The following is a 13387-nucleotide window of genomic DNA, read 5'->3' on the forward strand; positions in this document are numbered from 1 at the left end:
AAGTCGGATTTTGGAATAAAATTGGACTCAGAAGAATGCTTGCAGCCCCGTTTGCGCCCGACCGAGGATCAGAGCGTGCACATCATGGGTGCCCTCATAGGTGTTTACAGTTTCCAGATTGACCATGTGTCGGATCACCTGGAACTCTTCCGAGATGCCATTGCCGCCGTGCATATCACGGGCGGCGCGGGCCACATCGAGTGCTTTGCCGCAATTGTTGCGCTTCATCATGCTGATCAGCTCGGGCGCGGCAGTGCCTGCATCAAGTAGACGGCCAAGTTGCAGAGAGCCTTGTAAGCCAAGGGAAATTTCTGTCTGCATATCGGCCAGTTTCTTCTGGAAGAGCTGGGTTTGGGCAAGCGGTTTGCCGAATTGTTTGCGGTCCAGCCCGTATTGGCGCGCGGCATGCCAGCAGAATTCGGCCGCGCCCATCACGCCCCAGCTGATGCCATAGCGGGCGCGGTTGAGACAGCCGAACGGGCCTTTTAGCCCCTCGACGCCGGGGAGGAGGGCGTCTTCGCTGACGGCGACGTCCTTCATCACAATCTCGCCGGTGACAGAGGCGCGGAGGGAGAGTTTGCCGCCGATTTTGGGCGCGCTCAGACCGGGTGTGCCTTTCTCCAGCACGAATCCGCGAATCTTGCCGCCATGAGCTTCCGACTTTGCCCAGACGACAAAGACATCAGCGATCGGAGCGTTGGATATCCACATTTTGGCGCCGTTCAGCAGATAGCCATCTTCAGTCTTTTTGGCGATGGTTTTCATCCCCGCCGGATCGGAGCCTGCATCGGGTTCGGTAAGCCCGAAACAGCCGATTAATGCGCCGCTGGCGAGGCCGGGCAGGTACTTTCTGCGCTGCGCGTCGGTGCCGTAGGCGTTGATCGGGTACATAACGAGCGAGGATTGCACGGACATCATGGAGCGGTAGCCGGAATCGACGCGCTCGATTTCGCGGGCGATCAGCCCGTAGGTGACGTACCCCGCGCCAAGGCCACCGAATTCCTCAGGGATGGTGACGCCGAGAAGGCCCGCAGCGCCCATCTCGCGGAATATTTCCGGATCGGTCGTTTCGTTGCGATAAGCCTCGATCACGCGTGGCTGAAGTGCCGATTGCGCGAACTCGCGTGCTGCATCGCGGAGCATACGCTCGTCTTCCGTCAGCTGACTTTCCATAAGGAAAGGGTCTTGCCAGTCAAAACGGGACAGTTCGGGCGCGTCGTTGGCCATGCTGATCTCCTGATGCAGAATATTGTCGCATCATTATCCCTGTCCCAGACATAAAACAAATGAATTGGCCTTGCATTTGCATAACTTTTTCTCATCAATTGTGCTATGCGGAGAAATTACACACCGAGCCTTGGTGAGCTTCAGGCATTTGTTGCGGCGGCGGAGTGCGGCTCGGCCACGCAAACCGCAGAAAGGCTCGGGCTGACGCAAAGCGCTGTGAGCCGTTCGCTGAAGGCGTTGGAGGAGCGGCTTGGCGTATTGCTGTTTCATAGACAGAACCGGCGGCTTGTCCTGTCAGATGCGGGGCGGCTTTTTGCGCGAGAGGCGCGGGAGCTGTTGCAGGCGCTGGATGAAAGCGCGTTGCGGATCATGTCGTTTGGCGGGCGGCGCAATGTGTTGCGTATCTCGGTGTTGCCAACTTTTGGGGCGGTCTGGCTGGTGCCACGCTTAGCGGAATTTGCGAAGGCGCATCCGGATGTGACATTTGACATAAGATCAACGCTGCAGGCGGTAGATTTTGTACGCGACGACGTTGATTTTGCGGTGATCCGAGCAGAGGAGCGTGGCGTGGGTGAAGTGCTAACCGAAGAGCGGCTAATTGTCGTCGCCTCGCCTGCGCTTTGTGATGGCTGGTTATCGGATGACCGTTTGGTGACGCTGCCCCTCTTGCAGCAGGCGACGCGGCCGAATCTGTGGTTAGAGTGGTTTGTTGAGGCGGGATTCGATCCCGTAACGATTGCGCGTGGCCCGCGATTCGAGCAATTCGGGATGGTTCTTGCCGCAGCGCGGGCCGGAATGGGCGTGGCGCTGGTGCCAGAGGTTTTGGTCAGTGTCGAGATCGCGCGGGGCGTATTGCGACAGGTCAGCAAGCGGTCATTGGTCAGCGCGACGCACTATGTTCTGTCTTACCCTGAGCGGAGCAGAGAGTTGCCGGACTTCGAGGCGCTGAGGACGTGGCTGACCCGCTACACTGCAGTATGAGAATAAATGTCACGTTGACACCTAAGCGCTCATGCGGGGCATACTGGTGTAAATAAACCGATGAAAGGTAATCAGGTATGGGTAAAGCATTTTTGTTTTCGTTGGCTACGGCTGTTGGTTTGGCTGCGGTCCCGGTGGCCGCGTGCCCTGACTGGCAGGGGACGCCGCATTTCGGGCAGATAGACTTGTGGGCCGGTTTCGAGCCTGATCCCTATGTACGCCGGATCACAGCGGGCGGTTTTAACAGTTTGGAAAACTGCTTTACCGGCGGCTATACCGGCTATGTGACGACGCGGCCTGACTTTGATCTGTACTGGAACGGCTATTCAGGCCAGTTGACGATTGCGGTTGAGGCGTCTGCGGACGCTATATTGCTGGTCAACGACCCCAACGGGGACTGGTTCTACAGTGATGATTATCGCGGAACCAATCCGGCGATCACTTTCTACGATCCTGAAGAGGGCCTCTACGATATTTGGATCGGCAGTTATGACGGGTCGCGGCGCAATCCCGGGCGCTTGATCTTTACTGAATACGACTACTGAACTGTGTGATCGGCGACGAAATTAAGGGAGGTGCGGCTGCGCCTCTCTTTTTCTTTGTTGTGACGCAGCCTTGTCCGCGCTTACCTGTATTATAGGCCAGGGAAGAGGAGGGTTCAGCATGGGTGACATGATTCCAGAGATCGCGCTGGACTGGCATCGGCAGGGCCGTGCGGTGGCCTTGGCGACGGTGGTCGAGACATGGGGCTCGGCGCCACGGCCCGTAGGAAGCCAGTTGGTGATTGATGCTGACGGCGCCATGGAGGGGTCTGTCTCTGGTGGCTGCGTCGAGGGGGCGGTGATCGTTGAGGCGCTGGAGGTAATCGACGAAGGACGTGCGCGACTGCTGGATTTTGGCGTGTCGGATGATGATGCCTTCGCGGTCGGCCTCGCCTGTGGCGGGCGGATTAGGGTGCTCGTTGAACCAGTGGGCGCGGTTTGGCCGGTGGCGCTGCTCGAGGCCTTGGTTGCGGCGCGAGTGGAGCGGCGCCCCGTCGCCTATGTCGCTGATCTTGAGAGCGATGCGCGGCGCCTTGCTGGTAAAGAGGAGTTTCTCGAACGGTTCAGGCTGGATCGCTCGGGTATCGAGCCTGATGGCCGCCATTTCGTGGCGGTGCATAATCCGCCCTTAAAGATGATTATCGTGGGCGCAGTGCATATCGCGCAGTATTTGGCCGAATTTGCGAAGGCCTGCGGGCATGCGCCTATCCTGATTGATCCACGGCCTGCCTTCGGCTCGGCTGCACGGTTCCCCGAGATTGCCATTCATGATGGGTGGCCGGATGAAGCAATGGAGGAGATCGGGCTGGATGCTCGGACGAGTGTGATTACCCTGACCCATGATCCTAAACTGGATGATCCTGCCATCAAGGCGGCGCTGCGTGCGCCGGTGTACTATCTGGGATGCCTTGGCTCGACTCGCACCCACGCAAAACGGGTCACGCGGCTGGAAGAGGCAGGTTTTTCGGATGCGGAGATTGCGCGGATCCACGGGCCGGTCGGGCTTGATTTGGGAGGACGGTCGCCTTCCGAGATTGCGATAAGCATCATGGCAGAGGTGACGCGCGCATTGCGGGGCGGGAAACGGGAATGATTTTCGGGGAGGTGGCGCTCAACCATGCTGAAGGCGCGATTTTGGCGCATTCTATCGCCCTTTCAAAAGGTGGTCGCATCCGAAAAGGCAAGATGTTGACCGAGACAGATATCACGCTTTTGCGTACGTCGGATATCCACGCGGTGATTGTTGCCCGTTTGCAAGAGGGTGATGTTCACGAAGATGCCGCCGCCGCGCGGATTGGCGCGGCGCTTCGCGGCGCGGGGTTGCGTGCCAATGTTGCGTCAACGGGGCGTGTGAACCTTTATGCGGAGGCGGCAGGTGTAGTCGATATCGACCGAGACGCCATTGACGCGGTCAACGCCATTGATCCGATGATCACGATAGCCACCGTTGGTGAATGGCAACGGGTCCGAGAGGGCGGAATGGTGGCAACCGTGAAGATCATTTCATATGCGGTTGCCGATAAACTTGTTGTTGCGGCGGAAGAGGCAGCGCGTAACGCGCTCCGGCTGCGCGGGCTGGCGCGGCGACGGGTGAGCCTGATCGAGACGGGTGGCGCGATTTCCCTACGCGCGGCGGAAGCGATTGGCGGTCGCTTGGCGCGGATGGGAGCGGAAATGAGCGCGCATGTGGCGACGGTGCATGAATGTGATGCCATCGCCCGCGCTTTTGCCGAAACGTCAGGGGATCTGATCCTTCTTTTGACGGAAACCGCGACATCGGACCCAGCGGATGTGGGACCGGAGGGGTTGCGACGCGCAGGCGGTACCGTCACCCGTTTTGGTATGCCAGTTGATCCGGGTAACTTACTGTTTTTTGGAGATTTAAAAGGCAAGCCGGTGATCGGTTTGCCGGGATGCGCACGTTCGCCCGCGCTGAATGGCGCTGACTGGATCCTTGAGCGGATGTTATGCGGGGTGCCTGTCCCCACCGACAGCGTGGCGCGAATGGGCGTTGGAGGGCTGTTGAAGGAAATCCCCGAGCGCCGCGCCCCGCGGGAGGCACCGGAGCGGGAATAATCCCTATTGAGACGGCTTGCGTGCAATAAGGTCAATCAAGGCGGAGCGACCGCTGTGACCAACTCCTTCCTCTATCACCGCGTCATAGGACCGAAGATCGAGAATTTCAAATTCCGCAAAAGCGGCCTCCAGCATGGCGTCGGTGTACATATTCTCGGCGTGAGGCGGGCCGCCGGTGCCGTATGAAACCTGCTCGGGACGGTAGCCGTGCAAGAGAACGAGCCCGTTGGGCGCGACGGCACGCTTCATATTCTCGAAAAGGGCATCCCGCTGCGGGGGCGTGGCGAATTGGATAAAGATACCAACCACGGCGTCAAACTGGCGGCTCCAGTCCCAATCCTCGATACCGGCGTTGTGATAGGAGACAGCCACGCCAGACTGAGCGGCAAGGTCTTTGGCCTTTTGCAGCGCGACGGTGGAGGTGTCGAAAGCGGTTACGTCATGGCCTGCTTGGGCGAGGAAAACCGAGTTCCGCCCTTCGCCATCGGCAATGGCGAGCACGGAGCTGCCCTCGGGGATGCGGGAAATGTGGGTTTCCAAGAAGGTGGCGGGTGCTGTGCCAAACAGATATTCGGCGCGGTCGTAGCGCGCATCCCAAGTGGTCATTGGTCCTCCGAAAAAAAAGAGCCCACCAGAGGGTGGGCTCACTGCGATCGTCTGTTCGATTATTTCAGCGGGCTGATCATCATGACCATTTGCCGGCCTTCCATCTTGGGCATGTTGTCTACTTTGCCCAGCTCCTTGATGTCTTCCGCGACGCGCTCGAGAAGCTGCCGGCCGAGATCTTGGTGAGCCATTTCGCGCCCCCGAAAGCGCAGCGTCACTTTGACTTTGTCGCCATTATCGAGAAACTTGAAAACATTGCGCATTTTGACATCGTAGTCATGGGTATCCGTTGTGGGGCGGAATTTGACCTCTTTGACCTCGATAATCTTCTGCTTTTTGCGCGCTTCGGCCTCTTTCTTCTGAGTCTCGTATTTGAACTTGCCATAGTCCATGATTTTACACACGGGCGGGGTGGCATTGGGAGAGATCTCAACGAGGTCTAGGCCGGCCTCTTCAGCGAGGGCGAGGGCTCTCTCGGGCGAGACGACGCCGACGTTTTCACCTTCTGCGCCGATAAGACGGATTTCCGTTCCACGGATGCGATCATTCACGCGGGGGCCGGTGTCACGCGTTGGAGGCGCGTTGTGTGGTCTGCGAGCTATGGCTTTGGTCCTTTCGGTGTTTCAATTCTGGTTGGCAAAGTAGACGTGGCCCCGCCTGCGTGCAACCGCAAATGCGAGGCCGAATCTGTCATGCCAGCGGGTTCTGCTTAGTCGAGGAATGCCTTTTCCACAACGTAATGCTTTGGATCCGAGTTGGCGCCTTCCTCGAGGCCGTAGCTTTCGAGAAGCTCTTTGATCTCGAGGTTGAAGGCCAGGTTGCCACAGACCATCGCGCGATCGGCTTCTGGTGAGAGAGGTGCCACGCCGAGATCCTCGAACACTTCGCCGGAGCGCATGAGATCGGTGATGCGGCCCATTTTCGGGCTCTCTTCGCGGGTCGTCGTCGGATAATAGCGCAGTTTCTTCAGGTTTTCCGCGCCGATCAGTTCTTGCAGCAGCTCGTCATTGCGGATGTCTTCGATCAGGCGCGCGCCATAGGTCAGTTCGCCCACCTCGCGACAGGTATGGGTGATGATGACCTCGTCATAATCCTCGTAGGTCTGCGGATCACGCAGGAGCGAAGCGAAGGGTGCAAAGCCGGTTCCTGTTGCGAAGAACCAGATACGCTTGCCCGGCAGAAGGGCGTCATGGACGAGCGTGCCAACGGGCTTCGGGCGCAGAACCACCTGATCGCCCGGTTTGATGTGCTGGAGCCGTGAGGTTAGCGGGCCGTCAGGTACTTTGATCGAGTAAAATTCAAGCTCCTCGTCCCATGAAGGGGAGGCGATTGAGTATGCACGCAGCAGCGGGCGGCCGTTGTCGCCCATCAAGCCGATCATCACGAACTCGCCGGAACGGAACCGCAGCGATTGCGGGCGGGTCACGCGGAACGAAAACAGCCGGTCTGTGTAATGCTCGACAGACGTTACCGTCTGTGCATCGGGCAGGGTGGGGACTTTGGTTGCGGTGGCTTTGGTCACTGGTTTTTGCTCGGTCATTCGTCCATCGCGGCCTCAAGAGCCGCGCCTTCTCCTAACGGTAAATCTGGGGAGTGAAAAGGTCAGCCGCGGGCGCGGAGCCGCGACTGATAGTCATGGGCCTGCCAATTCGCGCGGCGGAGCCAGTCTGCTTCGGGCTGGCGCGCGGCCTGCTCATCACTGATTTCGACCTCATCGAAACCGGCGCGACGGGCCATCGCGTATTGGTCGGGGATAACGTGCCCGCGTGCGCGGAGGCGGCCTGAGAACCCCATCAGGCGCAGTTGGCGGGCGATAGTAAAGCCGCGCCCATCGGCAAAGCTTGGGAAGTCGATGCGGATCAGGTCAATTTCTTCGAGGCGTTCCGACAGCGCAATGGGATCGAAATCGGAAGGCAGATCAATGGCGGTATCGACGCTGCCTGCGTTGGCGGGTAGCGCCGCGACTTCGGTAAAAGTGCCGGTCCAGTCCTCTTGGGTGAACCCTGCATCGGTGACGATAACAGACATAGATGTAATCCTTGGTATCGGGGTGCCGCTACGCGGCGACCCCTCCGTTGCCACTGCCGGTGCCGCCTGCGCGGACCAGTTTGCCGTTGACGTAGTGGATGCCGCATTCCTCTTTCGAGGTATCGCGCCAGCGCCCTGCGCGGGGGTCTTCGCCATCGTTGACGCGGGTGGTGCAGGGCGCACAGCCGATGGACGGGTATCCCTTGGCAACGAGCGGATGCCGTGGGAGGCGGTTTTCAGCGATATATTCCTGAAGATCCTTGCTCTCCCAATGCGCCAGCGGATTGATCTTGATCCGGCGATCGTCTTCGTTCTCGAAGAAGTCGATCGCCGCGCGGGCTGCGCCTTGGTAGCGCTTGCGGCCGGTGATCCACGCATCGAAGCCATCCAGTGCATTTTGCAGCGGAAGTGTCTTGCGCAGATGGCAGCATGCGTCAGGGTCATGCAAGTGCAGCAGGCTTTCGTTGTCGTGTGTGAAAATCTGGTCCCTGTCTGCGCGGATGATGCGCACGTCTTTGAGGTTGAGCCGCTCGGCTAGTTCCTGCTGGTAGACAAGGGTTTCGGTGAACAGCATTTCGGTGTCGATGAAGATCACCGGCGTTTGGCGGTCAATGATCGAAACGAGATGTAGCAACACAACGGATTCCGCGCCGAAAGAGGATACCAAAGCGGTCTTGCCCACTTCGGCATCGCGCAAGGCGTGCTCCAGAACGGATGTTGCGCCGTGATGTTTGTAGCGGGTGTTGAGCGCTGTCACGCGCTCTTGAACGGACTGATTATGCGGCATTTGCCTTATCCTCCGGCGGGTAGAGAAGCGCCTTGAACGGCTCCATCCCGAGCCGCTTGTAGGCGTCGAGGAAGGTTTCTTCTGGGGTTTCCCGCAGATCGAGATAGCCGAGAACGAGCCGCTCGATTGCAGGGATGATTTCCTCGGCGGGGAAGCCGGGGCCGGTGCGGGTGCCAATGGCGGCGTCTTCGGTGCTGTCGCCGCCAAGCGTGATCTGGTAGTTTTCGACGCCAGCACGGTCGAGGCCCAAAATCCCGATATGGCCGACATGGTGATGCCCGCAGGCATTGATGCAGCCGGAGATTTTGATCTTTAGCGGGCCGATGTCGTGCTCGAGCTTCAGCTCATCAAAGCGGGTGGCGATCTCTTGGGCGATCGGGATCGAGCGTGCGGTCGCGAGTGCGCAGTAGTCCATGCCGGGGCAGGCGATGATATCGCTGACCAGTCCGATATTTGCCGTGGCGAGATCAGCTTCGCGCAGTGCAGCATAGACAGCCGGAAGATCAGACCTATGCACATGCGGCAGGATCACGTTCTGTTCGTGGCTGATGCGCAGTTCGGAGTGGCCGTAGCGCTCTGCCAGATCGGCCATAACGCGCATCTGCTCTGCGGTGGCATCGCCCGGTGTGGCGCCATGCTTCTTGATCGAGATGGAAACGATCGCGTAGCCCTCGGCCTTGTGCGCGGCGAGGTTGGTATCGGTCCATGAGCGGAAGGCGGCGTTGGTTGCGCGGGCCTGTTCGTAGGCGTCGGTCGATTTCTTCACGAAGGCAGGTGCTGCGAATTGCGCCTCGATCTCGCGCAGAAGCGCCTGATCGACACCGCCGAATTCGGGGCGAAGGGTGTTGAAACGCTCTTCCACCAGATCGCGGATTTTTTCCAAGCCGTTTTCGTGAACGGTGATTTTGATGCGCGATTTGTATTTGTTGTCGCGGCGGCCGAGGAGGTTCCACACGGATACAACCGCTTCGATATAAGGCAGGAGGTCTGCTTTTGGCAGGAAGTCGCGAATGACTTTGCCGACCATCGGTGTGCGCCCCAGGCCGCCGCCAACGATGACCTCGTAGCCCGGTTCACCTGCGGCGTTGCGCACCATGCGGAGGCCTACGTCATGTGCCTTCGTCACGGCGCGGTCATTCGGGCTGCCAGTGACCGCGATTTTGAATTTGCGGGGTAGGAACTGGAATTCCGGATGATCGGTGGACCATTGGCGCAGCAGCTCGGCCACGGGGCGCGGGTCTTCGATCTCGTCGGCGGCGGCACCGGCGAAATGGTCCGCCGTCACGTTGCGGATCGTGTTTCCAGAGGTCTGGATCGCATGCATTTGCACATCGGCCAGCGCATCGAGGATGTCGGGGACGTCTTTTAGCTTCGGCCAGTTGAACTGGATGTTCTGACGGGTGGTGAAGTGACCATATCCTTTGTCCCAGCGCTTGGCGATATAGGCAAGCTGGCGCATTTGCGTGGGGTTCAGGGTGCCATAGGGCACGGCCACGCGCAGCATGTAGGCATGCAGTTGCAGGTAGAGGCCATTCATCAGGCGCAGCGGTTTGAATTCGTCCTCGGTCAGCGCGCCGTTGATCCGGCGTTCGACCTGATGGCGGAACTGCGAGACGCGTTCGCGGACGAAGGCTTCATCGAAATCGGTGTAGCTGTACATATTTAGGCCTCCACTTGCTTGCCGTGGGCGTAATTGGACGGGCCGCAGGTGCGGAACGCTTCGCGAAAATGGGTCGGCTCGGGGCCGTCCTCACCTGCGCGGGCGTCTGTGAGATAGGCGCCGACCACGATGTTGGCCTGACGCTGCGCGTCGAGCAGGCGGATCTCGGCATGGGCTTCGTCGTCGATCAGTTCGGCCTCGGACATGGTGCGGGTCCAGCGGTCATCTTCGGTGAGCCAAACCACGTCGCCCTCAATGAGGGCGTTGGCGGTGACGACTTTGGGGGTGAAACGGCGGCTCATTGGATGGCTTCCTTATGCTCGATCGTTGGCGCGAGGGCGGCGGCATCGCGCGGGGCGAGGCCGTAGAAGGTGAGGGCGGGGCCGGTCAGGCCTGCGTTGGTCAGGGTCGGTTCCAGCTCGGCGAGGCGGGTGGAGAGCACGCGGCTCTCGGGGCGGGAGGCGTTTTCGATGACCGTCACCGGCGTATCGGGATGGGCGCCGTGCATCAGCAGGCGACCTTGAATAAAGCGCGCGGACTTCTTGCCCATGTAGATCGCGGCGACTTCGCCTTGGCGAGCAAGAGCGCGCCAGTCATGCTCGGCAAAGCCTTTCATGTCGTGGCCGGTGAGGAACCGGACGGATGAATTGCGGTCGCGGCGGGTGAGGCTCTGGCCAATTTGGGCGACAGCGGCAGAGGCGGCAGTGATGCCCGGGACAATCCGCCAGCTGATGCCTGCGGCCGCAATCGCTTCGATCTCTTCGTCAAGGCGGCCATAGACAGTAGGGTCGCCGGATTTGAGGCGGACGACCTGAAGGCCCTGTTGGGCGTGCTCCACGATCAGAGCGTTGATCTGCTCTTGCGGCATGGACTTGCCGAAGCCCTCTTTGCCTGCGTTGATCAGGGTTGCTTCGCGACGGGCGAGTTCGAGGATTTCCGTGCTGACGAGGCGGTCGTAGATCACAACGTCAGCTTCATCGAGCGCTTTGCGGGCCTTGAGCGTCAGAAGCTCGGGGTCGCCTGGCCCTGCGCCGACGAGGTCGACATGGCCATTTCGTGCCTCGGCTGCTGTGTGTCGCGCCAGAAGATCATCAAGTGCTGCTTCGATGGCGGTTTCGCCGCCCTGTTCTACCGCCTTAGGGCCGGAGTTGAAATAATAGTCCGCCCAGAAGTCACGGCGCTTGCGGCCCATCGGCAGGACTTCAACGGCACGGCGGAAGGATTTGCCGATCCGTGCGAGAAGGCCGAGGGAGGCAGGCAGACGGGCTTCGAGGTCTGCCTTGATTGCGCGGGCCAGCACCGGCGCCGCGCCTTCAGTGCCGATGGCAACGGTGACGGGATCACGGTCGACGATGGCAGGAGTGATGAAAGCGCTGTCTTGGAGGTTATCAACGATATTGACCAGAGCGCCATCAGCACGCGCGAGGGCGGAGGCGCGGGCATCTTCCTCGGCGTCTTCGTTGGCAGCGTAGAAGAGTACGGCGCAGAGCGCGTCACCCGCCTCCATCTGGCGCGACACAAGGCGCAGCTTGCCTTCGTTGGCCCAGTTATGGATTTCTGGCGCGGCGTCTGCGGAGAAAACGGTGAGGCTGGCCTCGGTCTTCAACAAAAGGCGCAGCTTGGCCAATGCGGCATCGCCACCGCCCGAAAGAACGATGCGGCGACCAGCGACGGCCATGAAGATCGGAAAGTGCTGCATTGGGGCGGCTCCAGTTGAAATCTGGATCTAATATAGAATATTTTCCCGATAATTTGCTATTGCAGCGGTGTAATAAGGACGTATGTTCCAAATTGAAGCGCTGCGATAACGGGCGTTCCTTAACGGCGGAGAAAGCAGAATGGATATCCGAATAGACGAGATGGACCGGAAGATTCTTGCAGAGCTTCAAAGGGACGCGAGCCAGTCTTTTGATGAAATTGCAAAGAATGTCGGCTCCTCAAAGACCCCTGTTTGGAACCGGATTCGGAAGTTGAAAGAGGCCGGAATCATCGGGCAGCAGACTGTGCTGCTCGATGCTGATGCGCTGGGGTTTGAGGCGACGTTTTTCGTGTTGATCCGCACATCGGAACATGAAGCGGACTGGCAGGCCAAGTTTCTGGACGCATTGAAGAAAAGGCCGGAGGTGCAGGAGGCGCATCGGCTGGCGGGGGATATAGATTACATCCTCAAGGTCAGGGTCAAGAATGCCCGCGCTTATGATGCCTTTTATCAGGCGCTTATCTCTGAAGTGCGGGTGTATAACGTGACGGCGTTGCTCTCGATGGAGGAACTGAAATCGACCGTCTCGCTGCCGCTTTAGCGGCTGACCATCAGGTTTTCCAAGCCGTGGAAGTGGTACAGGTCTGCGTAGTGGGGCGGCGTGGCAATCTTTAAATCAGGGAAGCGATCGAAGAGGGCGCGCAGCGCGTGAAGCACTTCGAGCCGTGCGAGGGGCGCACCGACGCAAAAATGGATTCCGCCGCCAAATGAGGTGTTTTGCGGCCCCTTGCGGAATGGATCGAAGGTATTGGGATCGGGGTAGACTTTCGCATCCCTGTTGGCGGCGCCGAGCAGAAGGCCCACCTGATCGCCATGTTTGAAATGATGCCCGAACAGTTCGACATCTTCATAGGCCCAGCGGGTGAACATATGCAGAGGTGGATCGAAGCGGATCAGTTCTTCGACGGCGGTTTCGGTAATGTCGCGATGACCGTTTTCGAGCAGCGTTTTGATGCCGTTGCCGAGGGTGTGGACGGTCGCCTCATGCCCTGCATTCAATAGCAAGATGCAAGTGGTGATCAGTTCGTCCGTTGAAAGCTTTTCGCCAGCTTCTTCGGCGGCGATCAGTTGGGAGAGGAGGTCATCGGCGGGATTGCGGCGTTTTTCGGCGATATAGCCGGTGATGAAATCGCGAAATTCTAGCGTGGCGGCAACAGCGGCGTCCTCGATCTCGCGGGTTTTGCGGGCTTGATACATCGCGACCATCGCATTGGACCAGCGGAGCAGGTCTTCGGATCGTTCTTCAGGAACTCCTAGAAGGCGACAGATTATGATGACGGGGATCGGCTTTGCAAAATGGTCGATGATATCGAAGGGGCCGGTAGGGAAGCGGTCGATAAGGTCATGGCTTAGCGCGGTGATTTCAGGAACCAGACCGGCAATGCGCCGTGTGGTGAAGGCGCGCAGAACGAGGCCGCGCAGCCTTGTGTGGCGCGGCGGTTCCAGTTCCAACATCGAATGGGCTTCGATGTCATAGAAGGGGCGCAGGTGATCTGGGATCGGCTGCGCCGATTCAGGTGGCACTTCGCGGCCGAAGCGCCTGTCGCGTAGGAGCGCGCTGACGGCACCATGCGATACCGCGCAGGTCATATTGTAGTCGCCCCAGTGGAACAAATCGCCATGCGGCCGCATGGAATCGTAGAACGGATAGGGGTTCTGGACGAAAGCGTCGTCGGTTGGGTCTTGGAACACGGTTTTCATGCGCGCAAGATGAACAGGGG

15 protein-coding genes are annotated in these 13387 nt (G+C 59.4%); 5 read left to right on the plus strand and 10 right to left on the minus strand.

Annotated features, from left to right (window positions below; genetic code table 11):
- Window positions 1–27: 27 nt before the first annotated feature.
- The gene (locus AB1E42_RS06570) at window positions 28–1227 is read right to left on the minus strand and encodes an acyl-CoA dehydrogenase (protein WP_368346187.1); all 1200 of its coding nucleotides are present in this window, start codon (window positions 1225–1227) and stop codon (window positions 28–30) included.
- A 105-nt stretch (window positions 1228–1332) separates the two neighbouring features.
- Here AB1E42_RS06570 and AB1E42_RS06575 point away from each other — a divergent pair, with 105 nt between their 5' ends.
- From AB1E42_RS06575 to AB1E42_RS06590, 4 genes are all read left to right on the plus strand, one after another.
- Window positions 1333–2208: a LysR substrate-binding domain-containing protein gene (locus tag AB1E42_RS06575; RefSeq protein ID WP_368346188.1), complete on the plus strand. Its 876-nt coding sequence runs from the start codon at window positions 1333–1335 to the stop codon at window positions 2206–2208.
- A gap of 77 nt (window positions 2209–2285) precedes the next feature.
- Entirely contained in the window at window positions 2286–2753 is a 468-nt protein-coding gene (locus AB1E42_RS06580; RefSeq protein ID WP_368346189.1) for a peptidase S1, read from the plus strand.
- Between the two features lie 118 nt (window positions 2754–2871).
- Window positions 2872–3843 (plus strand): XdhC family protein, encoded by a 972-nt coding sequence (locus tag AB1E42_RS06585; RefSeq protein WP_368346190.1) that lies wholly within the window; start codon window positions 2872–2874, stop codon window positions 3841–3843.
- Window positions 3840–4826, plus strand: a complete 987-nt coding sequence (locus AB1E42_RS06590; RefSeq protein WP_368346191.1) for a molybdopterin-binding protein — start codon at window positions 3840–3842, stop codon at window positions 4824–4826. The genes AB1E42_RS06585 and AB1E42_RS06590 overlap by 4 nt, the downstream gene beginning before the upstream one ends.
- A 3-nt stretch (window positions 4827–4829) precedes the next feature.
- Here the strand turns inward: AB1E42_RS06590 and AB1E42_RS06595 are convergent, their stop codons facing one another.
- From AB1E42_RS06595 to cysG, 8 genes are all read right to left on the minus strand, one after another.
- Window positions 4830–5432 (minus strand): cyclopropane-fatty-acyl-phospholipid synthase family protein, encoded by a 603-nt coding sequence (locus AB1E42_RS06595; RefSeq protein WP_368346192.1) that lies wholly within the window; start codon window positions 5430–5432, stop codon window positions 4830–4832.
- A gap of 59 nt (window positions 5433–5491) precedes the next feature.
- Window positions 5492–6034, minus strand: coding sequence for a translation initiation factor IF-3 (infC, locus tag AB1E42_RS06600; RefSeq protein ID WP_368346384.1), 543 nt, complete (start codon window positions 6032–6034; stop codon window positions 5492–5494).
- A 107-nt stretch (window positions 6035–6141) separates the two neighbouring features.
- Window positions 6142–6972, minus strand: coding sequence for a ferredoxin--NADP reductase (locus AB1E42_RS06605; protein ID WP_368346193.1), 831 nt, complete (start codon window positions 6970–6972; stop codon window positions 6142–6144).
- 62 nt (window positions 6973–7034) lie between these two features.
- Window positions 7035–7460 carry a DUF934 domain-containing protein gene (locus AB1E42_RS06610; protein ID WP_368346194.1) on the minus strand — a complete coding sequence of 142 codons (426 nt, stop codon included), beginning with the start codon at window positions 7458–7460 and terminating at the stop codon, window positions 7035–7037.
- Between the two features lie 28 nt (window positions 7461–7488).
- Window positions 7489–8247, minus strand: a complete 759-nt coding sequence (locus AB1E42_RS06615) for a phosphoadenylyl-sulfate reductase (protein ID WP_368346195.1) — start codon at window positions 8245–8247, stop codon at window positions 7489–7491.
- Window positions 8237–9907, minus strand: a complete 1671-nt coding sequence (locus AB1E42_RS06620) for a nitrite/sulfite reductase (RefSeq protein WP_368346196.1) — start codon at window positions 9905–9907, stop codon at window positions 8237–8239. The genes AB1E42_RS06615 and AB1E42_RS06620 overlap by 11 nt, the downstream gene beginning before the upstream one ends.
- A gap of 2 nt (window positions 9908–9909) precedes the next feature.
- A complete protein-coding gene (locus tag AB1E42_RS06625; RefSeq protein ID WP_368346197.1) occupies window positions 9910–10209 on the minus strand; it encodes a DUF2849 domain-containing protein in 300 nt (99 codons plus the stop codon).
- Window positions 10206–11606 (minus strand): siroheme synthase CysG, encoded by a 1401-nt coding sequence (gene cysG, locus AB1E42_RS06630; protein ID WP_368346198.1) that lies wholly within the window; start codon window positions 11604–11606, stop codon window positions 10206–10208. The genes AB1E42_RS06625 and cysG overlap by 4 nt, the downstream gene beginning before the upstream one ends.
- Before the next feature lie 139 nt (window positions 11607–11745).
- Between cysG and AB1E42_RS06635 the strand changes: the two genes are divergently transcribed.
- Window positions 11746–12207 carry an Lrp/AsnC family transcriptional regulator gene (locus AB1E42_RS06635; protein ID WP_368346199.1) on the plus strand — a complete coding sequence of 154 codons (462 nt, stop codon included), beginning with the start codon at window positions 11746–11748 and terminating at the stop codon, window positions 12205–12207.
- On the opposite strand, the gene AB1E42_RS06640 is transcribed toward AB1E42_RS06635, so the two are convergent.
- The gene (locus tag AB1E42_RS06640; RefSeq protein ID WP_368346200.1) at window positions 12204–13367 is read right to left on the minus strand and encodes a cytochrome P450; all 1164 of its coding nucleotides are present in this window, start codon (window positions 13365–13367) and stop codon (window positions 12204–12206) included. The two genes, AB1E42_RS06635 and AB1E42_RS06640, sit on opposite strands and share 4 nt — an antisense overlap.
- Window positions 13368–13387: the final 20 nt, after the last annotated feature.

The organism is Pelagovum sp. HNIBRBA483 (genome assembly GCF_040931995.1).
Classification (GTDB): Bacteria; Pseudomonadota; Alphaproteobacteria; order Rhodobacterales; family Rhodobacteraceae; genus JAEPMR01.

Coding starts and splice junctions, on each gene's coding strand:
- cysG (WP_368346198.1), bottom strand. CDS start 11,606: ATGCAGCACTTTCCGATCTTCATGGCCGTCGCTGGTCGCCGCATCGTT.
- AB1E42_RS06610 (WP_368346194.1), bottom strand. CDS start 7,460: ATGTCTGTTATCGTCACCGATGCAGGGTTCACCCAAGAGGACTGGACC.
- AB1E42_RS06615 (WP_368346195.1), bottom strand. CDS start 8,247: ATGCCGCATAATCAGTCCGTTCAAGAGCGCGTGACAGCGCTCAACACC.
- AB1E42_RS06580 (WP_368346189.1), top strand. CDS start 2,286: ATGGGTAAAGCATTTTTGTTTTCGTTGGCTACGGCTGTTGGTTTGGCT.
- AB1E42_RS06595 (WP_368346192.1), bottom strand. CDS start 5,432: ATGACCACTTGGGATGCGCGCTACGACCGCGCCGAATATCTGTTTGGC.
- AB1E42_RS06570 (WP_368346187.1), bottom strand. CDS start 1,227: ATGGCCAACGACGCGCCCGAACTGTCCCGTTTTGACTGGCAAGACCCT.
- AB1E42_RS06625 (WP_368346197.1), bottom strand. CDS start 10,209: ATGAGCCGCCGTTTCACCCCCAAAGTCGTCACCGCCAACGCCCTCATT.
- AB1E42_RS06575 (WP_368346188.1), top strand. CDS start 1,333: ATGCGGAGAAATTACACACCGAGCCTTGGTGAGCTTCAGGCATTTGTT.
- AB1E42_RS06605 (WP_368346193.1), bottom strand. CDS start 6,972: ATGACCGAGCAAAAACCAGTGACCAAAGCCACCGCAACCAAAGTCCCC.
- AB1E42_RS06635 (WP_368346199.1), top strand. CDS start 11,746: ATGGATATCCGAATAGACGAGATGGACCGGAAGATTCTTGCAGAGCTT.
- AB1E42_RS06590 (WP_368346191.1), top strand. CDS start 3,840: ATGATTTTCGGGGAGGTGGCGCTCAACCATGCTGAAGGCGCGATTTTG.
- AB1E42_RS06585 (WP_368346190.1), top strand. CDS start 2,872: ATGGGTGACATGATTCCAGAGATCGCGCTGGACTGGCATCGGCAGGGC.
- AB1E42_RS06640 (WP_368346200.1), bottom strand. CDS start 13,367: ATGAAAACCGTGTTCCAAGACCCAACCGACGACGCTTTCGTCCAGAAC.
- AB1E42_RS06620 (WP_368346196.1), bottom strand. CDS start 9,907: ATGTACAGCTACACCGATTTCGATGAAGCCTTCGTCCGCGAACGCGTC.